General features: G+C 68.4%; 23 protein-coding genes. 10 read left to right on the top strand and 13 right to left on the bottom strand.

Translation table 11 applies throughout. The features are described from left to right. Positions 1-30: 30 nt before the first annotated feature. On the bottom strand, positions 31-3,441 hold the full coding sequence (gene lysX / locus NRB20_RS26845) for a bifunctional lysylphosphatidylglycerol synthetase/lysine--tRNA ligase LysX (protein ID WP_153414104.1): 3,411 nt from the start codon (positions 3,439-3,441) through the stop codon (positions 31-33). A gap of 82 nt (positions 3,442-3,523) precedes the next feature. Here lysX and NRB20_RS26850 point away from each other — a divergent pair, with 82 nt between their 5' ends. After that, entirely contained in the window at positions 3,524-3,748 is a 225-nt protein-coding gene (locus NRB20_RS26850) for an RNA-binding S4 domain-containing protein (RefSeq protein ID WP_153413874.1), read from the top strand. 15 nt (positions 3,749-3,763) lie between these two features. Here the strand turns inward: NRB20_RS26850 and rraA are convergent, their stop codons facing one another. The 6 genes from rraA to NRB20_RS26880 form a co-directional block, all read right to left on the bottom strand. Continuing rightward, on the bottom strand, positions 3,764-4,249 hold the full coding sequence (gene rraA / locus NRB20_RS26855) for a ribonuclease E activity regulator RraA (protein ID WP_319945442.1): 486 nt from the start codon (positions 4,247-4,249) through the stop codon (positions 3,764-3,766). Between the two features lie 348 nt (positions 4,250-4,597). Then, complete coding sequence (locus tag NRB20_RS26860) at positions 4,598-5,539, bottom strand: CopD family protein (protein ID WP_319945443.1); 942 nt, start codon at positions 5,537-5,539, stop codon at positions 4,598-4,600. After that, the gene (locus NRB20_RS26865; RefSeq protein WP_153414107.1) at positions 5,536-6,090 is read right to left on the bottom strand and encodes a copper resistance CopC family protein; all 555 of its coding nucleotides are present in this window, start codon (positions 6,088-6,090) and stop codon (positions 5,536-5,538) included. The genes NRB20_RS26860 and NRB20_RS26865 overlap by 4 nt, the downstream gene beginning before the upstream one ends. An 86-nt stretch (positions 6,091-6,176) precedes the next feature. Further along, complete coding sequence (locus NRB20_RS26870; RefSeq protein ID WP_153413876.1) at positions 6,177-6,851, bottom strand: YcnI family copper-binding membrane protein; 675 nt, start codon at positions 6,849-6,851, stop codon at positions 6,177-6,179. A 41-nt stretch (positions 6,852-6,892) separates the two neighbouring features. Next, a complete protein-coding gene (locus tag NRB20_RS26875) occupies positions 6,893-7,486 on the bottom strand; it encodes a hypothetical protein (RefSeq protein WP_153413878.1) in 594 nt (197 codons plus the stop codon). Positions 7,487-7,516: 30 nt separating this feature from the next. After that, positions 7,517-8,158, bottom strand: coding sequence for a DUF6474 family protein (locus tag NRB20_RS26880; RefSeq protein ID WP_153413880.1), 642 nt, complete (start codon positions 8,156-8,158; stop codon positions 7,517-7,519). A 264-nt stretch (positions 8,159-8,422) separates the two neighbouring features. Between NRB20_RS26880 and NRB20_RS26885 the strand changes: the two genes are divergently transcribed. From NRB20_RS26885 to NRB20_RS26895, 3 genes are all read left to right on the top strand, one after another. Then, positions 8,423-10,156, top strand: coding sequence for a TM0106 family RecB-like putative nuclease (locus NRB20_RS26885; RefSeq protein WP_319945444.1), 1,734 nt, complete (start codon positions 8,423-8,425; stop codon positions 10,154-10,156). Between the two features lie 30 nt (positions 10,157-10,186). Continuing rightward, positions 10,187-12,145 (top strand): molecular chaperone HtpG, encoded by a 1,959-nt coding sequence (gene htpG / locus NRB20_RS26890; protein WP_319945445.1) that lies wholly within the window; start codon positions 10,187-10,189, stop codon positions 12,143-12,145. 270 nt (positions 12,146-12,415) lie between these two features. Further along, the gene (locus NRB20_RS26895) at positions 12,416-12,616 is read left to right on the top strand and encodes a cold-shock protein (protein ID WP_153413884.1); all 201 of its coding nucleotides are present in this window, start codon (positions 12,416-12,418) and stop codon (positions 12,614-12,616) included. 86 nt (positions 12,617-12,702) lie between these two features. On the opposite strand, the gene NRB20_RS26900 is transcribed toward NRB20_RS26895, so the two are convergent. After that, the gene (locus NRB20_RS26900; RefSeq protein WP_319945446.1) at positions 12,703-13,470 is read right to left on the bottom strand and encodes an SDR family NAD(P)-dependent oxidoreductase; all 768 of its coding nucleotides are present in this window, start codon (positions 13,468-13,470) and stop codon (positions 12,703-12,705) included. Positions 13,471-13,847: 377 nt separating this feature from the next. Here NRB20_RS26900 and NRB20_RS26905 point away from each other — a divergent pair, with 377 nt between their 5' ends. After that, a complete protein-coding gene (locus tag NRB20_RS26905; RefSeq protein WP_153413888.1) occupies positions 13,848-14,507 on the top strand; it encodes a TetR/AcrR family transcriptional regulator in 660 nt (219 codons plus the stop codon). 56 nt (positions 14,508-14,563) lie between these two features. Here the strand turns inward: NRB20_RS26905 and NRB20_RS26910 are convergent, their stop codons facing one another. Further along, complete coding sequence (locus tag NRB20_RS26910) at positions 14,564-15,268, bottom strand: nitroreductase (protein WP_319945447.1); 705 nt, start codon at positions 15,266-15,268, stop codon at positions 14,564-14,566. Positions 15,269-15,369: 101 nt separating this feature from the next. On the opposite strand from NRB20_RS26910, the gene NRB20_RS26915 reads away from it, so the two are divergent. Further along, positions 15,370-15,975 carry a TetR/AcrR family transcriptional regulator gene (locus NRB20_RS26915; RefSeq protein ID WP_319945448.1) on the top strand — a complete coding sequence of 202 codons (606 nt, stop codon included), beginning with the start codon at positions 15,370-15,372 and terminating at the stop codon, positions 15,973-15,975. A gap of 12 nt (positions 15,976-15,987) precedes the next feature. Here the strand turns inward: NRB20_RS26915 and NRB20_RS26920 are convergent, their stop codons facing one another. The 4 genes from NRB20_RS26920 to NRB20_RS26935 form a co-directional block, all read right to left on the bottom strand. Beyond that, positions 15,988-16,731: a TMEM165/GDT1 family protein gene (locus tag NRB20_RS26920; RefSeq protein WP_153413890.1), complete on the bottom strand. Its 744-nt coding sequence runs from the start codon at positions 16,729-16,731 to the stop codon at positions 15,988-15,990. Between the two features lie 390 nt (positions 16,732-17,121). Beyond that, entirely contained in the window at positions 17,122-17,649 is a 528-nt protein-coding gene (locus tag NRB20_RS26925) for a peptidase (protein WP_153413892.1), read from the bottom strand. 214 nt (positions 17,650-17,863) lie between these two features. Beyond that, positions 17,864-18,487, bottom strand: a complete 624-nt coding sequence (locus NRB20_RS26930; protein ID WP_319945449.1) for a superoxide dismutase — start codon at positions 18,485-18,487, stop codon at positions 17,864-17,866. Positions 18,488-18,658: 171 nt separating this feature from the next. Continuing rightward, positions 18,659-19,270 (bottom strand): hypothetical protein, encoded by a 612-nt coding sequence (locus NRB20_RS26935; RefSeq protein WP_153413894.1) that lies wholly within the window; start codon positions 19,268-19,270, stop codon positions 18,659-18,661. 379 nt (positions 19,271-19,649) lie between these two features. Between NRB20_RS26935 and NRB20_RS26940 the strand changes: the two genes are divergently transcribed. The 4 genes from NRB20_RS26940 to NRB20_RS26955 all read left to right on the top strand — a co-directional run bounded on the left by NRB20_RS26940 (position 19,650) and on the right by NRB20_RS26955 (position 23,069). Continuing rightward, positions 19,650-20,006 (top strand): rhodanese-like domain-containing protein, encoded by a 357-nt coding sequence (locus NRB20_RS26940; RefSeq protein ID WP_406603879.1) that lies wholly within the window; start codon positions 19,650-19,652, stop codon positions 20,004-20,006. Positions 20,007-20,022: 16 nt separating this feature from the next. Beyond that, positions 20,023-21,147: a DUF4328 domain-containing protein gene (locus tag NRB20_RS26945; protein WP_153413896.1), complete on the top strand. Its 1,125-nt coding sequence runs from the start codon at positions 20,023-20,025 to the stop codon at positions 21,145-21,147. Further along, positions 21,144-21,938, top strand: coding sequence for a glycerophosphodiester phosphodiesterase (locus NRB20_RS26950; protein ID WP_319945450.1), 795 nt, complete (start codon positions 21,144-21,146; stop codon positions 21,936-21,938). Before NRB20_RS26945 ends, NRB20_RS26950 begins: the two co-directional genes overlap by 4 nt. Positions 21,939-22,151: 213 nt before the next feature. Beyond that, entirely contained in the window at positions 22,152-23,069 is a 918-nt protein-coding gene (locus NRB20_RS26955) for a DUF5926 family protein (RefSeq protein WP_319945451.1), read from the top strand. The last annotated feature ends 54 nt before the right edge of the window (positions 23,070-23,123 follow it).

Here is a 23,123-nt window from a genome sequence, read left to right on the forward strand (position 1 = left end):
TACCGGTGTCGGCCGCGCTCACCCCGGGCCTCAGGTACGGGGCTTGACCAGCGGGAACGGTAGTGTCTCGCGGATGCTGCGGCCGGTGATCAACATGACCACGCGGTCCACGCCGACGCCCAGTCCACCGGTCGGCGGCATGGCGTGTTCGAGGGCCTGGAGGAAGTCCTCGTCCAGTTCCATCGCCTCCGGATCGCCGCCCGCGGCCAGCAGGGACTGTTCGGTCAGCCGCTGACGCTGTTCGATCGGGTTGGTCAGTTCGCTGTAGGCGGTGCCCAACTCGACGCCCCACGCCACCAGATCCCAGCGTTCGGCGACGCCCGCGACGCTGCGGTGCGCGCGGGTCAGCGGCGAGACCGAGGTGGGGAAGTCGATGTAGAAGGTCGGCTCCTCGGTGCGGTCCTCGACCAGGTGCTCGTACATCTCCAGCACGATCTGGCCCGCGTCCCAGCCGCACTGGTACGGCACCTCGGCCTTGTCGCACAGCGCGCGCAGCTGCTCGACGTCGGTGTCGGCGGTGATCCGCTCGCCCAGGGCCTGCGAGATGGCGTCGTGCACGGTCTTGACCGGCCAGTCCCCGGAGATGTCGACCTCCGCCAGCGAACCGTCGGCCTGCGGGCGCAGCGCGACCATCCTGCCGTTCGCGGCGAGGGCGGCGTCCTGGATGAGCTGGCGGCAGGCGTGCATCATCCGCATGTAATCGCTGTGCGCCTCATAGGCTTCCAGGATCGTGAACTCCGGATTGTGGCTGTAGTCCACGCCCTCGTTGCGGAACACCCGACCCAGTTCGAACACCTTCTCCATACCGCCCACGCACAGCCGCTTGAGGTAGAGCTCGGGTGCGATGCGCAGGTACAGGTCCAGGTCGTAGGCGTTGATGTGGGTCTGGAAGGGGGTGGCGTTCGCGCCGCCGTGCACCTGTTGCAGCACCGGGGTCTCCACCTCGAGGAAGCCCCATCCGTTCAGGGTGTCGCGCAGGGAGCGGACCACGGCGCTGCGTTTGGCCAGGATCTCGCGGGTGTCGACATTGATCGCCATGTCGACGTAGCGCTGCCGCACCTTGGCCTCGGGATCGGACAGGCCGCGCCACTTGTCCGGCAGTGGGTGCAGGCATTTGCCGATCATCCGCCAGTCCTGCGCGAGCAGCGACAGCTCACCGCGGCGGCTCGCGCCGATCTGGCCGCTGACCTCGATCAGATCGCCCAGATCGAAGAACTCGTCGAATTCGTGCGCCCGGTCCACGCCGACCCGGCCGCGATCGATGACCAGCTGGATATCGCCGGACCAGTCCCGCAGCACCGCGAAGATGACGCCGCCGTAATCGCGGATGCGCAGCAGCCGGCCGCAGACCCGCACCGTGGTGCCCTTCGGCGAGCGCCGCGCGTCGTTGACCGAATGGGTCGGCGGATACGCGACCGGATAGGAGTCGATCCCGGCGGCCTCGAGCCGGGCGACCTTGTCCATCCGCACCCGCACCTGTTCCGGGCGACGCGGACCGCGCTGCTCGAGTTCCTCCGGGGGCAGCTCGGGCGGGCTGCCGTCGGCGTGCAGACCGGTCATGGTCGGCGGGACCGCGGAACGAATACCGGTGTGCTGCATCGGATCCGGCTGTTTGCCGAAACGCGGCAGGAAGCCCTCGGCCAGAGCGCTGGCCACGGCGACGCGGACGAGTTGGCGACGTTCCTCGAACAGCGAGAACCGCGGCACCCACTGCGGCTGGTACTTCACGTTGGACCGGTACAGCGCCTCGAGCTGCCACCAGCGCGAGAAGAACATCAGCACGCCGCGCCACAACCGCAGCACCGGGCCCGCGCCGATCCGCCCGCCCTCCTCGAAGACCGCGCGGAAGACCGCGAAGTTCAGCGAGACCCGGGTGATGCCGTACTGCTCCGAACTCAGCGCGAGCTGAGAGATCATCAACTCCATGACGCCGTTGGGGCCCTTGGGATCTCGGCGCATCAGTTCCAGCGAGACGCCGGTGCGGCCCCACGGGACCAGCGAGAGCATGCCCAGGACGCGTTCGTCGTCATCGGATTCGCCGTGCGCGACGGCCTCGACCAGCAGGCAGTCGCCGTCCAGCGGATCGCCGAGGCGGCCCAGGGCCATCGAGAAGCCGCGCTCGGTCTCGGTGTCGCGCCAGGCGTCGGCGTTGGCGATGACGCGGGTGAATTCCTCGGGGGTGATCTCGTTGTGGCGGCGGATACGCACGGTGATGCCCTGTTTGCGGAGACGATTCGCCGCCTGCCGCACCTGTTTCATCTCCGGGCCCGCCAGCGAGAACGTGCGGGTCTCCAGGATCGCCTCGTCACCCAGCCGCAGCGCGGACAGTCCGGCGCGGCGGTACGCGGTCGCGCCCGACTCGCTCGCGCCCATCACCGCCGGGGCCCAGCCGTACTGATCGGCCAGGCGCAACCACGCGTCGATGGCCTGCGGCCATGCTTCCTTCGGTCCGATCGGATCGCCCGAGGCCAGGCAGACGCCCAGTTCCACGCGATAGGTGACCGCGGCCTTACCGCTGGGGGCGAAGACGACGGCCTTGTCACGCCGGGTGGCGAAGTAGCCCAGCGAATCCTCGACATCGGAGCGTTCGAGCAGGCCGCGCAACGCGGATTCGTCCAGTCCGGTCAGCGCGTTGGACGCCCGTTGCGAGCTGAACAGCACCATCGCCGCGGCCATCACCGCGAGGAAACCGAAGAAACCCAGCAGCAGGTCCACGAAGTGTTTCGGATGACCGTCGAAGCTGTCGGTGCTGACCAGGATCGCCGCGGTGACCTTGGAGACCGCCCAGAGCGGGCGTTCCACACCGCGCGGCAGCGTCCCCGGCAGCAGTTCCACCAGACCCCAGCCGAGCAGGAAGCCCGTCACCAGACCGCCGCCCAGCACGCCCAGGGCCTTCCACACCGCCGCGCGCCGCACCTGGGTGTAGAACTCCGGCCAGGCCGCGATCAGCAGGCCGATCACCACGACGTGCACGATCAGCGCGACCAGCGAGCCGATATTGCGTTCGTCGCCGAATTCGATGGCGTTGGCCGCGGCGAACGAGGCCATGTACGCCACCAGCAGCCACCACGCGATGCGTTTTCGGCTGGCCGTCGCGCCCGCGAGCAGGCCGATGATCAAGGCCCACACCAGCGAGGTGTCGGGCGCGTCGAAGTAGTAGTCGTCGATGTAGTGCCGCGGCACCTGCGTGATGAACCGCAGGCCGGGGGAGATGCTCCACAGCATGCACAGCACCGCGAAGGTGCCCAGCACCAGCCCGGCCAGATGCGGAACCTCGCTGAGCCGGCCGTGCGCGCGGTGCGGAACCTCGGGGGATCGCGCGGCGTCGTGCTGCCGGTCGGGTTTGGAGCGCCGGCGCTCGGAGGGCGCTACGCCGGATGTCGATGTCACCGAACCAGTGTGAATGTTGACCTCGCTCGAATGCGGAACGTCGGTGTGCATGTCCGTGCCCCGTGCGGGCGCGCCGAGGTCGCCGCGGGGGGTGCCTGCGCCGCCGCGGGCGCGAGAGGTGAAGATGTTACCCATGTCGGATCCAGTCGATGTGCCGATCGATGACGAGGTCATTCGACTCGGGCAATTCTTGAAGCTGGCCAACCTGATCGATAGCGGCTCGGAGGCCAAGACCGTGATCGCCGCCGGTTTGGTGCGCGTGAACGACGAGGTCGAACTACGGCGCGGACGTCAGTTGCAGGCCGGTGACGTGGTCACCATCGCCGGGCACCGGGCCCGGGTGCGCAACGGGGGTTGACGCCGCGCCGCGAATTCACTCGGCGCGCACCACGATTCCGTCCGGATCGCTGTAGAGCGTCTCGCCGGGGACGAAGGTGACGCCGCCGAATTCGACGGGCACATCGCGTTCGCCGGAACCGGTCTGGGTGCTCTTGCGCGGGTTGGTGCCCAGGGCCTTGAGGCCGATCTCCAGGGTGCGCAGGATCGCCGAATCGCGGACCGCGCCGTTGACCACGACGCCGGACCAGCCGTTGTCCACGCCGCGTCCGGCGATGATGTCCCCGACCAGTGCGGTGTGCACGCTCGCGCCGCCGTCGACGACCAGTACCCGACCTTCGCCCGGTTCGCCCAGGGTCTGCTTGACCAGAAGGTTGTCCTGGAAACAGCGGATCGTGACGATGCGGCCCGCGAATGTCTCGCGCCCGCCGAACTGCGTGAATTGGGTGTCACAACTGCGAATCTCGGGACCGATCTCATCGGCGAGGTCTGCGGTGGCGACGGTGTCTGCTGATTCGGTCACGGCTGCAAGCTTGCCATGGGGCCCGTCGGCATTCCCTGAGACCTTTCTGCGAGCTTCGTTCGGGCTCGCCACGCTGGCTCGAGGGACCCGGCCGGACCACTCCGAACGCGGATGCCGGATGGTGCGGACGGGGTGTGCCGAGTCCGGAATCGGAAGGCTGTCCGGTCCGGGATCGGGGCGTGTCGGGTATCGGCCGGAGCGGGTTTTCGAAGGTGGGCTGGACGGGGTGTGCCGGGTCCGGAATCGGAAGGCTGTCCGGTCCGGGATCGGGGTGTGCCGGGTATCGGCCGGCGCCGGTTTCGACGGCGGTCGGAACGTGAATTCCGGTGGTGTCCGGTCCGGGGGTGCTCAGGCCGTGACGGAAAGGGTTGCGGCCAAGCCGAATACGACGGCGATGACGGTCACTTCGATGATCGCGCGGCGCAGGGACGTGTCCGCGGACAGGCGGTGGTCCGCCGCGGCGGGCACCCAGGTGCGGCGCCACCACCAGCCCAGGGCCAGCAGTCCGAGCAGCAGGACCGCCTTGGCCAGCAGGATGCGGCCGTAACCGGTGTCCAGCAGGGGTGTCAGGCCGCCGAGTTTGACCAGTCCGTCGATGACGCCGCTGACCGTGACCGCGGCCACCGCGGGCAGCGCCCAGGCCGAATAGCGGGGCAGTACCTCGGCCCACTCCCCACGCGACCGCAGCACCACGGCCAGCGCCAGCAGCAGTCCGAACCAGACCGCCGCGGCCAGCACGTGCACGGCCGCGAAGACCGCGCCGAGGGTCTGCTGCGACATGTGTCCGGTGATCGGCCGCAACTCCAGGGCCACGGCCGCGAACATCAGCACCAGATCGATCGCGGCCCGGTCCGGCTGCCGATGGGCCAGGGCGCAGTACCCGGTCACCACCGCGGTCCCGAGCAGAATCGCGATGCCGACCTGTCCGCTGCTGACATGCGCCAGATACGTGCCGAACGCGTTCATCCCCAGCCGATGCACCGGCACCCCGACGACCTGGGCCGCGGCACAGGCCAGCACCGCGAACTCCAGCACGGTCCAGATCCCGGCGACCACGGCCAGCTGCCGCCACGGCGGATCGATCCGGCGATGCAGCCGAGGCAGCGCGGCCAGGCCGACCACGGTGGCCCCGGCGCAGTCCGCGAGGGCGCGGACCGGGGCCTCGGACTGCATCGGGTCCGAGGCGGCCAGCGCCCAGGCCAGCACCGTGCCCAGGACCGCGGCCGGGACGACCAGCAACACCGCCGACCGCAACGCGGGTGCGCTGCCGCCGATCGTCTTCGAACTCACCGCTTACTCGTCTTCTTCCCGGTCTTCCCGCCGAGCAGCGCGAATGCCAGTCCACCGCCGAACAGTACGACCGCGCCGACGATGAACACCCACACCGGAACCCCGCCGGACCCGCCGCCGCCGGAACTGCTCGCGGCATCGGCCTTCGGTCCGGGTGTGCCGTGTCCGGCCGCGGTCAGGGTGAAGCTGCGGGTGCCGCTGACCGGGTGGCCGTCCGCGGAGGTCACCCGGTAGGCCATCGTGTACTTACCCGCCGGACCGAGTGCGCGGACCGCGATGCTGACGCGCGGACCGTCCACCACCGGCTGTCCCTCGGACCACAGATTGCCGTCCGGGCCGACGACGGTCACCGACGGGAAACTCGGTTGGAGGTTCTCGTTGAACGTGAACGTCACCCGGGCCGGACCGGTGGACAGCTGCGCGCCGTCCGCCGGATCGACCGAGACCAGCACCGAATGCGCCGCGGCCGGACCGGCGCCCAGCACGGCCAGTCCGGCGGTCAGCAGCGCGATCGCGACCGCGCCGACCGCGCGGCGAACGGCGTGCGACATCCGCCGGGCCGCGGGCGAGGTGTCATGGACCGAGCGCAGTTCGTGGCCTGCCGGTGGCACTGTGCTGGAGGACAGTGTGCGGCCGCTCATGACCGCCTGCTCCGGATCAGTGTGCCCAGTCCCATGGCCGCACCGAGCGCGCCCAGCACCAGTCCGACGCCGCCCAGCCAGCGCGCGGTGGTGTCGGACCCGGACGCCGAGGCCGATTCGGCGGTGGACGAGTCGGCGTCCATCTCCATGTTCATCGGATGCTCGTGATCGGATCCAGCCGTGGCCAGGGTCAGCGTCGGGACCGGGTTGTCCGGCTCCTTACCGTCCGGGCCGGTCTGCTGACTCCAGCTGACGACCTTGCCGTCGCTGTAGGTCTGCACGGACGGGAATTCGGCCTTGGCCTGCTTGGGCAGCGGGGACACCTGCACGGTGAACAGCTGGAACTGATCCGGTGCGATACCCGGGGTGCCGGGATCGGCGGTCCAGGTGACGGTCGTGTACTGATTCTTGTCGTTCTTGTCCAGCTTCGCGGTCCAGCCCGGCAGCGGCAGGGTGCGGGCGGAGTCGACCCCGGGCAGGGTGACCGCGAGGCTGGTGGTGGACGCGGTCACCGATTCGTCGGGGACGCTGAAGGTCAGGACGGCGTTACCGCCCTGGGCCGCGCCGGGCGAGGTGACGTGGACGTGGGCGGCGGCGGTTCCGGTGGCCAGCAGGGCCAGCCCGGCCACCGCGCCGGTCGTGAACAGGGCGCGCGGGATTCCGATGGGCATGAAGGTGTGCTTTCTGCGTGAAAGTGGGTGATGTCGGTCGGTCAGGCCGACAGCGGCGGTGCGCGCGAGCCGAGGGATCCGGCGTGCAGAAAGCGGTGTAGGTCGAAAGGGGCGTCGAGCCAACGGGCCGCGCGCGGTGTGGGCAGCGGCCGGATCGGCGCGGTGAGGGTCCGGATCGCCCGGGAGACAACGGAGTACAGCCGCTCGGCGACGGCGATGAGCGTCGCGCAGAGCAGCGTGGCGATCGCGTGTGCGGCGGCCATCGGACCGTCGGGCAGTCCCGCGGCGGCCAGGAATGTGCCTGCCGCACCGCAGGATTCACGGCCCATGGCCATCGGGTCCGGTCCGGCGGGGACGGACAGCGCCAGGTGCGCGGCCAGCTGTCCGGCGGCCAGGGCGGTGAGAAGGGCTGCGCGGGAAGGGGTTCCGGATGGGACCGGGAGCAGGGTGGCGATCGCGCCGATGCCCGCCGCGGCGAACAGCAGCAGCGTCAGCGCCGCGGATCCGGGCCAGCCGCCGCCGGCCAGTCCGTGCGCGGCCACCGCGAGCGTGGCGACACTCGCGCCGACCAGCACACCACGAAAGGGCCCGGCGGCCGTGCGGCCCCCGGACCCGGGTGCTGGCGTGCGACGCATCGCCGGTCTATCGGTCGGCCGGCGTGCGGATCAGCGCACGCCCAGCCGGGCGAGCACATCGGATTCGACGCCGGACAGCTCGTTGGAGATGGAGGTGTGCACCGCGCGACGCCGCGGGGCGGGCATCTGCTCGGCGGTGCGGACCGCGGCGGTCAGGCTGTTCAGCCGGTCCTGCGAGGCGGTGACGAACTTCTGCGTCTCGGCGTCCTTGCCGGCCTTGTCGGAGATCTCGGACAGCGCCGATTCCGCACCGCTGATCCGCGCTTGCAGCCGCGCGCCGTGTCCGGAGAAGTCGCCGAGCTGATCGAGTCCGATGCCCAGGCGCTGGGCGCGACGGGTGTCGATCTGGCCGCGCACGAAGGTCGCGGCCCGATAGGCCAGCGGCGCCAGCACCGGGATCAGCACCCGGGCCACGCCCAGATACTTCTTCACCTGTCCGGCGCTGAACAGCTCCCGATCGGCCTTCTCGGCCGTCTTCAGCGCGGCCTTCTCCTCGGCCTTGAGCGTCGAGATCTGCTGTTTGGTCACCGCGCGCTCGTTCCGCTCCAACGTCCGATGCCGTCTGCGCTCGTTGCGCGCGGAGAGTTTGGCCTCCAGCCCGGCCTTGTGCTTGAGGGCCTTCGCCTCGGCTTTGCGGTCCGCGCGCCGCTTGCGCTTGGTGAACAACCCCATGGCAGCCTCCTGTGTCTTTGGCCTCCGCTCCGCTACGGCGTGATTCGCGGCCCGACCCTGCCGCAAACCCGTTGTCATCGGGTTGTGCCCTGTCGCCGTTGGTTCGCGGTGGCCTACCGGCCAGTTTGCGTGGTAAGTACTCGGTGAATTTATACCCGACGCGGGTCCCGGTGGCACCACAGCATGCGATCGGCCGTTCACATCCTGGACGGCCGTGCGGAGCCGGTACCCGTACTTGTCGGGGGTGGGGACCATACTTGCGGTGTGGAATCGGGCGATGGTGACCGAGATGGTCGCGAGGACAACGGCAATCATGGGCAGCGGCGATCGGCGTCGGTGCGTGATGCCGGGGCCGATTCGGGGGTGGGGGAGCGGGAGCGGGTGGCGTTTCTCGACGCGCGGTCGTTGATCGGGTGCCGTCATCGCCTGCACCTGACCGCCGCGCACCCGGAGGTGCTGTCCGGGGTCGCCGAGGACGCGGGGGTGCAGCAGCGGCGTGACGCGGCGGTGGCGCATCGCGATCATGTGCGGGACACGCTGGTCGCGGCGCAGCCCGAGCGGTGGGTGGTGATCGATCGGGAGCGATCGGGCGCGACCCGTGCCGAGGCCACGATGGCGGCGTGTTCGCAAGGGGCGCAACGGATCTGGGGTGCGACGCTGCCGCAGGAGTTCGATACCGGGCGGCGCGGTGGCGTGGAGATCCTGCTGCGCGACGAGGTGCGCGGCGGTTACATCCCGGTGATCGTGGTCAATCACAAGGTGACCGATGCCCGGCAGCCCGATCCGGCCGACCATCATCCGCTGACTTCCGATCTCTACCAGTGGAATCCGCAGCCGGACCGGCATGTGCGCACCCGCCCGCAGCCGCGCGACCAGCAGCGCCTGGTCCACCTCTACCGCATGCTGCAACGGCACGGGCTGGCCAGTCCGGCCCTGGTCGGCGGCGCGATCGGGTTGGCCTTCGACCGCATCCTGATCCACGATCTGGCCGGACTGCTCGACGATTACGACCGCCGCTACGCCGACCGGATCGCGGTGATCCGCGGCGAGCTGCCGACGGTGCCGTCCAAGGTGCCCGAATGCCGGCAGTGCCCGTGGTGGTCCCGCGCGGGCAGCCCCGAGGAACTCAGCTGTGAACGCTGGCTGACCGAGCACCACGACGTCAGCCTGGTCGCGCCCGGTTCGCGCGCGGAGCTGCTGCGCCGTCACGATGTGGAGACCGTCGAGGATCTGGCCGGTTGGTCCGGCGAGGAGCCGGACGACTGGCAGTACGAGCCGTTCACCGAGACCGTGGTCACCGCGCGCGCCTGGATTTCCGGTGCGCCGCTGGTCCGGCGGGTCGAGCGGTTGCAGGTGCGGCGCGCGGACGTCGAGGTGGACGTCGATCTCGAGAGCTATCAGGAGTTCGGCGCCTACCTCTGGGGCACGCTGCTGGACGGGGTCTACCGCCCGTTCGTCACCTGGGATCCGGTGCCCACGCTGGACGAGGGCCGCTCGTTCGCCGAATTCTGGACCTGGCTGATGGCACGTCGGGCCGAGGCCGCTGCGGCCGGGAAAACCTTTGCCGCGTACTGCTATTCGCGTAACGCCGAGGACAAGTGGATGTACGAGTCGGCGCGCCGCTTCGCGGGTATGCCGGGCGTGCCGACCGAGGATCAGGTGCGCGATTTCGTGGACGGCCCGGAATGGGTGGACATGTTCCAGGCGGTCTCCGAACAGTTCATCTGCCCGAACGGCAAGGGCTTGAAGAAGGTCGCCCCGGTCGCCGGATTCGCCTGGCGCGATGCCGAGGCCGGTGGTGAGGCGTCGATGAGCTGGTATCGGCTCGCGGTCGGTTACGACGACGGCGAGGTGGACATGTCCCAGCGCACCCGGCTGCTGGAATACAACGAGGACGACGTCCGCGCGACGCAGGTGCTCCGGGACTGGATGGTGCCCTCGACGCCCGGCGGCCGCAGCGCCGAGGCCGAGGTGCCGAGCATGGCGGACTTTCGCTAGCCCGATCACCCTCGACGTACTATCGGGCACGTGACTGAGCACGTCGAGAAACTCGAGTTTCAGGCCGAGACCCATCAGCTGCTGGAATTGATGATCCACTCGGTCTACTCGAACAAGGACACGTTCCTGCGGGAACTGATCTCCAATGCCTCCGATGCCCTGGACAAGCTGCGGCTGCTGTCCTATCAGGACAAGGATCTGGAGGTCGACACCGCGGATCTGCACATCGAGCTGGAAGTCGACAAGGACAACCGGATCCTGACCGTCCGCGACAACGGTGTGGGCATGTCGCGCGCCGAGGTGGTGGATCTGATCGGCACGCTGGCCAAGTCGGGCACCGCCCAGCTGCGTAAGCAGCTGCTGGAGGCCAAGCCCGACCAGGCGGCCGAGGAGCTGATCGGGCAGTTCGGCATCGGCTTCTATTCCACGTTCATGGTGGCCGACAAGGTCACCCTGACCACCCGTAAGGCCGGTGAAACCGAGGTCACCCGCTGGGAGTCCGAGGCCGGTTCGTCGAGTTACACCATCGAGACGCTGGATTCCGGGCCGCAGGGGTCGGCGGTGTCGCTGCACCTCAAGCCCGCGGACGAGGACGATCACCTCTTCGATTACACGCAGGAGTGGAAGCTCCGCGAGATCGTCAAGAAGTACTCGGATTTCATCGCCTGGCCGATTCGCATGCAGGTCGAGCGGACCATCACCGAGGGCGAAGGCGAGGAGAAGGAAGAGAAGACGATCCTCGAGGATCAGACGCTCAACTCGCAGAAGGCGCTGTGGACGCGGCCGCGCAGTGAGGTCTCCGACGAGGAGTACAAGGAGTTCTACAAGCACGTCTCGCACGCCTGGGACGATCCGCTCGAGACGATCCCGTTCAAGGCCGAGGGCACATTCGAATATCAAGCGCTGCTGTTCATTCCGTCGCAGGCGCCGTTCGATCTGTTCATGCGTGAGCATCAGCGCGGCGTGCAGCTGTACGTGCGGCGGGTGTTCATCATGGACAACTGCGAAGAGCTGATGCCGGAGTATCTGCGCTTCGTCAAGGGTGTGGTGGACGCGCAGGATCTGTCGCTGAACGTCTCGCGCGAGATCCTGCAGCAGGATCGGCAGATCCAGGCGATTCGGAAACGTCTTGTGCGCAAGGTGCTTTCGACGGTGAAGGACTTGCAGAACGCCGAGGACAAGACCTCGTACGAGACGTTCTGGACGGAGTTCGGGCGAGTTCTCAAGGAGGGCTTGCTGTCCGACTTCGACAATCGCGAAACCCTGTTGCAGGTCTCGTCTTTCGCGTCCACGCATTCGGAGGAGAAGCCGACCACGCTCGCGGACTACGTGTCGCGGATGGGCGAGGGGCAGGACAAGATCTTCTACATGACCGGCGAATCGCGTCGGCAGATCGAGTCCTCGCCGCATATGGAGGCGTTCAAGGCCAAGGGTTTCGAGGTGCTGGTGCTGACCGATCCGGTCGACGAGATGTGGGTCGGGCAGGTCACCGATTTCGACGGCAAGGCGTTCCAGTCCATCGCCAAGGGCGAGGTGGATCTGGAGTCCGAGGACGAGAAGAAGGCGTCGGAGCAGCTGCGTGAGCAGCAGGACAAGGACTTCGGCGACGTCTGCACCTGGTTGCAGCAGGCGCTGGACGAGAGCGTGAAGCAGGTGCGGCTGAGTTCGCGGCTGACCACCTCGCCCGCGTGCCTGGTCGGGGACGTCTTCGATTTCACTCCGCAGCTCGAGCGGATGTATCGCGCGTCGGGGCAGGCGCTGCCGGAGTCCAAGCGGATCCTGGAGCTGAATCCGACGCATCCGCTGGTCACGGGGTTGCGGGAGGCGTACCTGAAGGACAAGGAGTCCGCCGACGCCGGTGATTCCGCCGAACTCGCCGAGACCGCCGAATTGCTGTACGGCACTGCGGTTCTCGCCGAGGGTGGGGAATTGAAGGATCCGGCGCACTTCGCGGGGATCCTCACCGATCGGCTGACCCGCACGCTGTAGTTCGATGGGCGCGGGTTCCGTCTCCGCGACGGAGCCCGCGTCGCAAAACTGTGATCCAGGTCACTGTCCGGTGAATCTCGGAACTCGGCTCGGGGCCCGGGGGTTGGACATAGTGGTCGCAGTTTTTGTGTGCTCGTGTTTGACACGCTCGCGCGGAACATTGTGCGGGCGTCGCTTCTCCTTGCGAGGCAAGTAGTAGTCGCCGTCTGATGTGCGGCCACCCGGTCATCGCGAACTGCGGTGATCAGCAACACCTCGTCAGGAGAAACAATGGTTCAGGGAACCGTGAAGTGGTTCAACGCGGAGAAGGGCTACGGCTTCATCTCCCACGACGGCGGCGCGGATGTGTTCGTGCACTACTCGGAGATCGAGGGCAACGGCTACCGCGCGCTCGAGGAGGGTCAGAACGTGACCTTCGAGATCACCCAGGGCAAGAAGGGTCCGCAGGCTTCGGCGGTCCGCGCCCAGTAGTCTTCCCGCGCGGTACCCTACCGCCGCGCAACGAATCAGGCCCGCACCGAATTCCGGTGCGGGCCTGAGCTTTTCGGTTCCGCAGGCTAGCGCGGCGCCATGCGCAGCGCGCCGTCCATGCGGAAGGTCTCGCCGTTGAGGTAGTCGTGCTCGGTGATGTACTGCGCCAGTTGCGCGTACTCGTCCGGGCGGCCCAGGCGCGAGGGGAACGGCACCCCGGCCTCGAGGCCCTTGCGGTACTCCTCGGTGACGCCGGCCAGCATCGGGGTGTCGATGATGCCGGGGGCGATGGTGTTCACCCGGATGCCGAACTGCGCCAGGTCACGCGCGGCCGGAACGGTCATACCCGCGACGCCACCCTTGGACGCGGAGTAGGCGATCTGGCCGATCTGGCCCTCGAACGCCGCCACCGACGCGGTGTTGATCACCACGCCGCGCTGGCCGTACTCGTCCAGCGCCTCGGTCTTGGAGATCGCGTCGGCGGCCACGCGCATCACGTTGAACGAGCCGAGCAGGTTCACGGTGATGACGGTCCGGAACAGCTCCAGATCGTGCGGCCCGTTCTTGGACAGGATCCGCCCCGCCCAGCCGACGCCCGCGCAGTTCACCACGATACGCAGCGGCACGCCGGACTCGACGACCGTCGCCACCGAGGCGGTGACCTCGTCGCCGCTGGTCACATCGGTGGGGAGCAGGGTGACACCGGCGGGAACGCTGTCGCCGGCCCGCTCGATCGACTGCTGCAGATCGAATCCGAATACGGTCGCGCCCTGGTCGGCGAACCGCTTGGCGGTCGCGGCCCCCAGGCCGGACGCAGCGCCGGTGATGATTGCGGCAGAGCCCGAAATCTCCACGGTGTTTGGTCCTCTCGTCGTTGACACGGCCCTTCGCTGGCCATCCGTCAATAGGAACAGTAACTGGCTGTATTTTTGGCCTCCGCTCCGCTCCGGCGTGGTCGGGGCCCCGAAGGCTCGATTCTTCCCTCCTCCGCTTCGCTCCCCGCTCCGTCAGTCCAGAATCGAGCCGGGCCCCGACCCTTGCAGTCGGCGTTATTCGGAGTTGGCGGAACTGGGTGACCTTGAAGTTGGCGTTGTTGATGGTCGGCGGGACCGGGTGATCCCAGAGTTGGTGTGTCGGTAGGCCGTGGTGGTGCTTCTCGGTGCGGGATCCGCCGATGATCTCGGTGGGACAGAATGGAGGAAAGTCGTATAGGGACAGTGGGGTCGCATCGATGTCTGATCCGGTGGTGGCGGGGCGGCAGTTGCCTCGGGGGCGGCACGGGCTGCCTCGGGAGACGGTGGTCGCGTCGCAGCGGGATCGGATTCTGACGGCGATGGCGCAGGCGATGGCCGAAAACGGTTATGTGGGAACGTCTGTCGCGGTGATCATCAAGCGGGCGGGGGTGTCGCGGGAGACGTTCTACGAGCAGTTCCGTTCCAAGGAGGACTGTTTCGAGGCGGCCTACGAGCGGGCCGCGCGGCTGCTGCTGGAACGGATCGTCGAGGCGACCGGAACGCCTGAGCCCGCGCCGGTGACCCGCGAGGAGCGGATCGAGGCGATGCTGGACGCGTACCTGAGCGGGCTCGCCGCCGAACCCGCCGACGCCCGCCTGTTCCTCATCGAGGTCTACGCGGTCGGCCCCGAGGCCATCGCCCGGCGCGGCGAACTCCAGGAATCCTTCGCCACCATGGTCGCCGACATCCTCGACGCCCACACCGCCGAACAACATTTCGCCTGCCAAACCCTGGTCGCCGCGCTCAGCGCGATGGTCACCGCCCGGGTCGCCGCCGACGACCTGGACGGCCTGCGAGCATTGCGCGAACCACTGCTCGAACTACTCCGCCGCAGCGGCGACCTGTTCGGCCAGCAGGAGCCGATCACCTCGCGCTGATCTCGAATATCGAAGGGAGCCATCGGCTTTCGTCGCCAATGAGGCTCGCTCGGCGTCTATGTGTGGAATCGCGTCGTCTCGTGCAGTTCGGCGCGGGTGATGGTGAGGTTGTTCACCGGGGCGGATGCCAGGGCGTAGCCGAAGGAGACGCCGAAGAGGATCTTGGTGCCGCTGATGCCCAGCGTTTCGCGGACGGTGTCGCCGTAGAAGCCCAGTAGGCCCTGGGGGCAGCTGGCGATGCCGTGGGCGGTCATGGCCAGCAGCAGGGTTTGGCCGTACATGCCGACGTCGGCGGTCATTCGGGCGTCCGCGTCGGCGGGGGTGCACAGCAGCGCGACGTGCGGTGCGCCGTAGAAGCGCAGCCCCTCAGCGGTGTGTGCGTCGCGGGCGGCCTGGTTCTCGCGGGCGATGCCGAGGGCGGTGTACATCGTTTCGCCGAATTCGCTGCGTCGGCGCTGGTGTTGCGGGTTGTACAGCTCGTCGCGGTAGGGGAAGTCGACCGAGAGTTGCTGCCGGGCGTGCGCGGTCGAGAGCGCCTCGGCCAACCGATCGCGTGCCGACCCGCTCACCACCTCGACGGTCCAGGGCTGGGTATTGGAGTTCGAGGGCGCGCCGTTCGCGAGGGCGAAGATCGCGCGCATCGTGTCGGGCGGGACGGGATCGGGGCGGAACGCGCGAACGGCTCGTCGGGAACGGATCAGGTGTTCGGCGTGGTCGACCATCTCGTCGCGGGTGGTGGTGCGGGTGTGCGGCGCGGTCACGAGTTTCCTCCGAGTTCTTATGTGAACGGAACCGTTTACTTGACGTGAGGAACGCTAGCACGAATCGCGCCCTTAAGTACACGGCAATGTATGGTTAAGCGGTGACCGAACCGCGCCCGATCCGCCGCCGACGCGGCCGCGGCGGTCGCGAACGCATCCTCGCCGCGGCCGCCGCCCTGTTCGAAACCCAGGGGATCACCGCGACCGGTATGGAACAGATCGCCCTCGCCGCCCCGGTATCCAAACGCACCCTCTATACGCACTTTCCGACCAAGGACGACCTGGTCGTCGGCTATCTGCGCGACCTGATCGATTCCGGCCGCACCACCGAAGCCGTGCTGGACCGCGCGGATCTCCCGGTGCGGGAACGGCTGCTCGCCCTGTTCGAACCGTTCGGCCCGCAGCACGGCCCGATCCGCGGCTGCCCCTTCGTGGACGCGGCCGCCGAATTCCCGGACCCGCACAGCCCGGCCCACCGATACGCGGCCGAACAGAAGCGGCGTTTCGTCGCACGGCTGACCGAACTCACCACCGAACTCGGCGTCGCGCACCCCGGACCCCTGGCCGAACAACTCGCCGTCCTCGCCGACGGCGCGGCCAGCCGGGCGATGGTGCTGAACGACCCGGACTGCCTCCGACATGCGAGAACGGCCGCGGCGGCATTGCTCGCCACGGCCGTTCCGGTGTCGGCTGCCGCCGACGGATGACTCGGATTCGCGTTACCGGATCTGCCCGGAACCGCTCTCGACCGATTCGTTCGGCAATGCCGGCCGCGATGCCGAGTTCGTCGAACGCCGGTTCAGCACCCACAGCACGGCGCCGGCGAGCGCGGGAGCCAGCAGGGCGATCGCGTATTCGGTGAGGCGGCCCAGGCCCGGCGCGAAGGCCGAGAGCAGGGTGGCGGCGCCGATGTAGAGGAACAGCAGGCCCGAACCGATGGCGATGGCGCGTTCGGGGACGTGCTTGCCGAGCAGGATGCCCAGGGCGATGGCCCCGCCGCCCGCGGCGACCATACCGACGACCGAACCGATCCAGACCGCGACCCAGTTGTGGCTGGAGGCCAGCGCGATGATCGCGAACATGGTGCGGTCGCCCAGTTCGGCCAGCAGGAACGCCGAGAGCACCATGAAGAACACCCGCCACGGCGAACGTGCGCCGGAATCCTGTTCGGCGGCCTCGTCGTCCTCGGTACCGGTGTGGATGGTCTCGCGCAGCGTCCACAGCCCGACCGCGAGCAGTACGACCGCGGTGATCAGGGCGATGACGCCGGTCGGCAGCGTCGCGCCGAGGAAATGTCCGACGCCGACGGCGATCAGATTGACCGCGATACTGGCGGCGGTGATCCCGGCGAGCACGACCCACCAGCGATAACGCAGCGCGAAGGTCAGGGCCATCAGCTGTGATTTGTCGCCGAGCTCGGCGAGGAACAGGACACCGAAACTCAGCAGTATCGTGGCGATCATTCTTGCGCTCCCAGGTCTCCGGCCTGCCGGCCGCAGACGGGACGTCTCCGGCCGACAACGCACCCGAAATATTCGGTCGGTTGGTTATCGGCCGAAGGTCTCGCCCACCGGAACGAGCGGATGAATCTCTCCGCCGCGATACCGGTTCGCGTGGCCGGACCCGGATGGATCAGTATGTCGACCACGCGATTGGGGGCTACTCCCCTTCGCTGTGAGCAAGCCTACCCTAATCTGCCCCGGCTGCCAACCTCCTGTAATCGAAATCGCAATGCGCACAATAAGTTTGGCGATCCTCGGCAGAGGTTTCGGCTACCCTCACGCTGTGTTCGACGGCGGCATTCCCGGGGCGCTACGTGGTTACGCTCCGCTGCCGCCTTCGCGCCTGACCGCTCATGCCGCGATCAACATGGCCAGAACCGCGGTGTCGGGATCACTGATCGGATCCACGCCCACCCGGCTGACCATCGAGGTCACCGTGCCGTCCGATTCGGCCTCCACCCAGGCCGCGCGATGCTGCAACCCCAGATGCGGCACGCCCGGCAGCAGCACGCAGCCCGAGGCCGCACCGCTGCATTCGGGCAGCGACGGGCGGGTTTCCGAGGGCGGATGCAGCATCATCAGCGCGGGCGGCACGTGCCGGGCGAACCGTCCGGGTTCGAGCGCCTGCTCGCCCAGGATCGGCCCCTCGGCCAGGACCAGGCCGACGGTACCGGGCTCTGGATCGTCGGGCAGATCCTCGCGTGCACCGAAAACCGTTGTCGTGGTGAGGATTCCGGGTAACGTGGCCACCCGCACGGCGAGGGCGAGCAGTTGCGCCCACTCCTTCGTGGTGTCCGGCCAGCGGCCCCCGATCAGAAATCCCCGCAGTGATCCGTGCGCCTGGAACGGCGTGATGAGAACCGGATCGTTCGTGTGCATCGTGGCCTCCCGAATCGGTACCGGGATGGCTGCCGGGAAAGCGAGCCGTCCTGAAGTTGTGAGTACCCGAGAATGGCCCGAACAATGTCTGGCACACAAGTACCAGAGAGTGCTAAAGCGCAGGTAACAGGCTTGAAACATGACACAGGCCCGCGAACCGGAAGGTTCGCGGGCCCGTTTGCCGGGGATGCGCCCGCAGCCGGGCGCCGGCGGATCAGCCGAAGACCAGGCCCTTGGCCTGCGCGGTGGCGCGCGCGAAACGGTCCTGCACGTCGGCCCAGTTGACGACGTTCCAGAACGCCTTCACGTAGTCGGCCTTGACGTTCTTGTACTGCAGGTAGAACGCGTGCTCCCACATGTCGACCTGCAGCAGCGGGATGATGCCCAGCGGCACGTTGGCCTGCTGGTCGTACAGCTGGAAGGTCAGCAGCTTCTGGCCCAGCTGGTCGTAGCCCAGCACGGCCCAGCCCGAACCCTGCAGGCCGTTGGCCGCGGCGGTGAACTGCGCGCGGAACTTGTCGAACGAGCCGAACTGGTCGTCGATGGCCGCGGCCAGATCGCCGACCGGCTTGTCGCCGCCGTTCGGGGACAGGTTCTTCCACCAGATGGAGTGGTTGACGTGCCCACCCAGGTGGAAGGCCAGGTTCTTCTCGTTCAGGAAGATCGCGCCGTGATCCTCGGCCTCACGCGCCGCCGCCAGCTTCTCGACGGCCGCGTTGACGCCCGCGACATAGGCGGCGTGGTGCTTGGAATGGTGGAGTTCGTTGATCTGCCCGGAGATGTGCGGCTCCAGGGCGCCGTAGTCGTAGTCCAGATCTGGCAGCGTGTACTCAGCCACGATGTCCCTTCCCTCGTATGTCAGGCCGTCTGCACCCGGACTTGCCGGGCACACCCAACCATCATTCGTACACCCGCTCCAGTGCAACCGGCGTTCGTGCCCCCGGAATTCCTGATGAACGGAAAGATTCCCGATGATCGGAATCCGCTGCGTCCGGGAACCTTTGCCTACCTACATCGGCGGCGCGACGTCCGGCAGCATGGTGCGGGGGTCGCAGGCGTCGTGGGCCTTCCACCAGCGCGCGCCGCCGGCGATGAATTCCGCGAGCGGGATCTCGGTGCCGGCGGAGGTGGTGATCGTGACGTCCTCGAACCAGATCCGCACATCCAGCTCGCGGGGATCGATGCCCTCCTGCTGCGAGAACTCCAGCAGATGGGTGCCCGGCTCGGCGCTGACGGTGGTGTCGAAGCTCAGCAGCTCGCGCCACAGCGCCCAGCCGCTGTCGTCGGCGTCGATGAAATCCCAGCCGTGCAGGGCGCCGCCGCCGAATCCGGCGATGGCCTCGCCGAGGGTGTCCAGAGTGAGCGGGAAGACCTTCGGCTCGGCATCGTCCCAACGCTGCATGCGCAGTGACGCCGCCACCCGGCTGACGCCGGTGAGTGTCAGGTCCACCCGATGATCCGTGGGCGGTGGCCCATCGGTGGGGAGAGTCAGCACTTCGAGTTCGATTCGAACCCGCGCGGCCTCGGCGTCGGGCACCAGGCCCAGACAGGTGCCTTCGGCAAGTGCGGTGTTGAGTCCGGCCGTATCCAATCCGTCGAGTAACCCGCGGGTCGCGTCCATGTGATCCAGGCTACCGATACCCACCGACATGTCGGGGATTTCGGTTTGCCGTAGGTGTTGCCCGGGATTTTTCGAAACCGAGGGAACCGAACGCGCGTACGCGGCGTCCAAGTAGATGTCGGGTTCCCCCGCCGCGGTTCCGCCAGCCGGTTCCGCAGCTCGCGGAGGGGCCCGTTGAAGGCGGTGGGCGACCGCTCCGACATGAGGAGGGGAGTTTCGGATCGGTCGCCCACATGCGCTTCATTGCTGGTCAGGGGGTTACGGGGGAGTTGTCGACCCCACACTCTCTACCTGTGGATGAGGTTGTGGATATGTGGATAACTTCGGCGGAGTTATCCACATACTCCATCGGTCCGGCAGCCGTGGCAGGATCGAACACGTGACGAGCCCCGAAATCCCATCGGTGCCGGTGGATGAGCTACCTGCCGAATTCGATGATGCCGGGACCACACCGGCGATGTTGCTCGACGTCCGGGAGGACGACGAGTGGCAGCTCGGGCACGCACCCGGTGCCGTGCACATCCCCATGGCCGACATCCCCGCGCGTGCCGAGGAACTGGACTACGACCGTGAGATCTACGTCATCTGCCGCCAGGGCGGGCGATCGGTCCAGGTCGCGCGGTACCTGACGCATATCGGATTCGACGCGGTGAACGTCTCCGGGGGCATGGTGGCCTGGCAGCAGGCCGGTCGCCCGCTGACCACCGAGGGCGATCACGAGGCGAAGATCTACTGATGAGAGGGGGACCGGCATGGCGGTGAACACCGTCGTACAGCCCTGTGCCCGCTGCGGTGCGCGCTGGGCGGTGCAGGGCAGACCCATGCACTGGTGCCCGCGGTGTCACGGTGTGCTGCTGTCCCCGGCCCCGGTCGACGCGCCGCCGCAGCGCCGCAACTATCGCTGGGTCGCCCGGCCGCCGGGCCGTCGCCGTCCGCGCGATACGCACCCCTCGTCCGCGAAAGCGCCGCTGCCGACGCCCCGCTACACCGATGTTCCGCGCTGGGGTCTGCACGATGTCCCCCGGCCGCCGGTCGCCGCGCCCCGGACCCGCCTGGATCGGCTGACCGACCGGCTCCTACGACTGCTGACGATGACGGCGGCGCTGTTCGCGCTGTCCGCGGCCGCCGAATTCGGGCGGTATCTGCTGCTGATGTGGAATCGGACGCGGCTGATCGAACCGATCGTGGTCTACCTCTCCGATTGGTCCGTGCGGTTGTTCGCGGTACTGGCCCTGATCTTCGCGCTGCTGACCGCGATCGCGCTGGTGGGCTGGTTGATCCAGGCCCGCCGCCGTGCTTATGCGGCGGCCGGGCAGCGCGATCCGCGCGGAATGTGGTCGCTGCTGCTGGGCTGTGTGATTCCCGTGGTGAATCTGGTCTGGCCCGGTGTCTTCCTGACCGAACTGGCCCGCCGCGACGAGGATCCACGGGTGTCGCAGGCCGTGCGGATCTGGTGGGCGGTCTGGGTGATCAACGGTGTGATGTCCGTCGCGGCGTTGGGTTTCCGGGCCACCGACACCTTGCAGGCGCAGGCCAACGGGGTGATCTTCACCGTCTACACCGATCTGGTGGCGACCGGGGTCGCGGTGCTGTCGCTGTGGCTGGTGCGGATGTTCGAGGGCGTGGATCTGCGCGGTCGGCGGCGGTTGCCCCGGCGCTGGCTGGCCACCGGCGGTCCGGCCGTGCCGGTCATCGAACCGGTGCATCCGGCCGCTGCCGAGGCCGTCGGAGCCGGCGTCGCGGATTCGGCCGCCGCCGTGGATGTTCCGTCCGGTCCGGCGGCTGAGCGCGCAGCCGATCCCGAGGTCGTGCAGGATGTGCGTGCGGAGTCCGTATCGGGTGCGGAGTCCGAGCAGGAGGAGGTCATGGCGAAGTGAACCAGGACAGTCGCGGACCGTTCGTCGTCGCGCATCGGGGCGCCTCGGCCGCCCGTCCGGAACACACTCTCGCCGCATACGAGCTGGCCCTGCAGGAAGGTGCGGACGGCGTCGAATGCGATGTGCGGCTGACCCGCGACGGCCATCTGGTCTGTGTGCACGACCGCACCGTCGATCGCACCTCGTCGGGTTCCGGGCTGGTCAGCGAGATGAGCCTGGAGGAATTGCGCGATCTGGACTTCGGCGGCGACGGTGAGCCGTCGCCGGTGCTGACCCTGAGCGAGCTGATCTCGCTGGTGCTGGACTGGCGCAGCCGCCCGACCAAGCTGTTCATCGAGACCAAACATCCGGTGCGGTACGGCGCGCTGGTGGAGAACAAGGTGCTGGCCGAACTCCAGCGCTTCGGTATCGCGACGCCGGCCTCGGCCGCGCATTCCCGGGCCGTGGTGATGTCCTTCGCCGCGACCGCGGTCTGGCGGATCCGCCGCGCCGCGCCGCTGCTGCCGACCGTGCTGCTCGGCGAGTCCTCCCGCTACCTCGGCGGCAGTGCCGCGACCACGGTCGGCGCGACGGCCGTCGGCCCCTCGGTGAAAACTCTGCGCGAACATCCGGACCTGGTCGACAAGGCCGCCGTCGCCGGACGTACCACGTACTGCTGGACGGTCGACGATCCGGACGATGTGAAGCTGTGTGCCGAACTCGGCGTCAGCTGGGTCGCCACCAACCACCCCGGCCGCACCCGGGCGGTGCTGGACGCGCTCGGGCCGCTGCCCGATTCGCAGACCGACTGACCCGCTCGAGCGCTCGGTCCGGACGGGCCTGGCGCGGGCGAAGCTGATTCCCGGACCCGAGCTACCCCCGCACGGTATGCGGCCCATCCCGGAGATTTCCCGGAACCGCTGGTGAGGCAACCGGATTCGGCGGTATTGCCCGGGATGACCCGGAAGACCAAATTTGCAGGTCAAAGCCGGGAATCCGGTGCGGACCTGCTACGCTCGCGCGTCGTGGGTAAGAGCAAGCGCAACAGTCCCAAGCCCGACAGCAATCGGGCCCAGCGTCTCGCGGAGCGGCGGGCCGAGCAGGCGAGCCGCGGCGTGACGCGTCCGTTCGAGGGTGTGGCCGCCGAATGCGATCTGGTGGCGCTACGGGAGTTCGTGCCGTCGGCGACCGCGACCTTGCGGACCGCGCCCGGGTTCGCCGCGAAACGTCCGGTGACGCTGGCCACGGTGCTGCCCGGTGCGGTGGCCGCGCTGGTGCGCGCCGCCGCCGAGCCGGTCGGATTCGTCGCCGCGCAGGTGCAGTTCCAGTCCGAGAATCCGGCCGCCGACCTGGCCACCGCCATCGCCTGGACGCAGCTGTCCGAGCCGGGCGAGTCGCTGAACAGCGCCGCCGACGCGGAACTGGCCGCCGAGCCGCTGACCGAGGTGCTCGATCCGGCCGCGCCCCTGGACCTGACCGTGCACCAGGACTTCAACTGGTGGGTGCCCGAGGGGGTGCAGCCCGATCCGCAGGTCGCGGCCACCATCGAGCAGGCGAATCAGGCGATCATGCCCTCGGACCGCCTGGCGCTGGACGCCGACGCGATAGGTGCGGCCTGGTGGGTCGACGCGGGGGAGAAGGCGCATCTGCGCTGGGTCCGCCCCGAGGACGAGGACGCGCTGATGCTGGCCCTCGCGCGCCTGCACGCCGCCGGTGGTCTGCACCTCGGCGAGGGTTCCCGCTTCGCCGGCTCCTTCCGCACCCACGGCCTGCTGGTCCCCGTCTTCGACCTGGACCGCGAACAGCACGCCACCGAATGGGTGAAGCCCGCAACGGAATTCGGCGCCCGCCTGAACGAGGCCCTCGCCTCCGATGCCCCCATGACCCCCGAAGAACGCCGCTCCCGCGACGGATTGCGTTCCCGCCAGGTCACACTGCGCTGATCGTCCGCGGGCCCGGTCGAACAGTCCGGGCCCGCAACGGAATTGGGCAGCGGC

The sequence above is a fragment of the Nocardia macrotermitis genome, from assembly GCF_009604405.1.
Classification (GTDB): Bacteria; Actinomycetota; Actinomycetes; order Mycobacteriales; family Mycobacteriaceae; genus Nocardia; species Nocardia macrotermitis.

Bases quoted from the DNA above. Each gene is read 5' to 3' on its own strand.
- NRB20_RS26880 (WP_153413880.1), bottom strand. From the start codon at position 8,158: ATGGGGTTGTTCACCAAGCGCAAGCGGCGCGCGGACCGCAAAGCCGAG.
- NRB20_RS26850 (WP_153413874.1), top strand. From the start codon at position 3,524: ATGTCGGATCCAGTCGATGTGCCGATCGATGACGAGGTCATTCGACTC.
- NRB20_RS26875 (WP_153413878.1), bottom strand. From the start codon at position 7,486: ATGCGTCGCACGCCAGCACCCGGGTCCGGGGGCCGCACGGCCGCCGGG.
- NRB20_RS26925 (WP_153413892.1), bottom strand. From the start codon at position 17,649: ATGCACACGAACGATCCGGTTCTCATCACGCCGTTCCAGGCGCACGGA.
- NRB20_RS26895 (WP_153413884.1), top strand. From the start codon at position 12,416: ATGGTTCAGGGAACCGTGAAGTGGTTCAACGCGGAGAAGGGCTACGGC.
- NRB20_RS26935 (WP_153413894.1), bottom strand. From the start codon at position 19,270: ATGGACGCGACCCGCGGGTTACTCGACGGATTGGATACGGCCGGACTC.
- NRB20_RS26945 (WP_153413896.1), top strand. From the start codon at position 20,023: ATGGCGGTGAACACCGTCGTACAGCCCTGTGCCCGCTGCGGTGCGCGC.
- NRB20_RS26920 (WP_153413890.1), bottom strand. From the start codon at position 16,731: ATGATCGCCACGATACTGCTGAGTTTCGGTGTCCTGTTCCTCGCCGAG.
- NRB20_RS26905 (WP_153413888.1), top strand. From the start codon at position 13,848: ATGTCTGATCCGGTGGTGGCGGGGCGGCAGTTGCCTCGGGGGCGGCAC.
- NRB20_RS26870 (WP_153413876.1), bottom strand. From the start codon at position 6,851: ATGCCCATCGGAATCCCGCGCGCCCTGTTCACGACCGGCGCGGTGGCC.
- lysX (WP_153414104.1), bottom strand. From the start codon at position 3,441: ATGCACACCGACGTTCCGCATTCGAGCGAGGTCAACATTCACACTGGT.
- NRB20_RS26865 (WP_153414107.1), bottom strand. From the start codon at position 6,090: ATGTCGCACGCCGTTCGCCGCGCGGTCGGCGCGGTCGCGATCGCGCTG.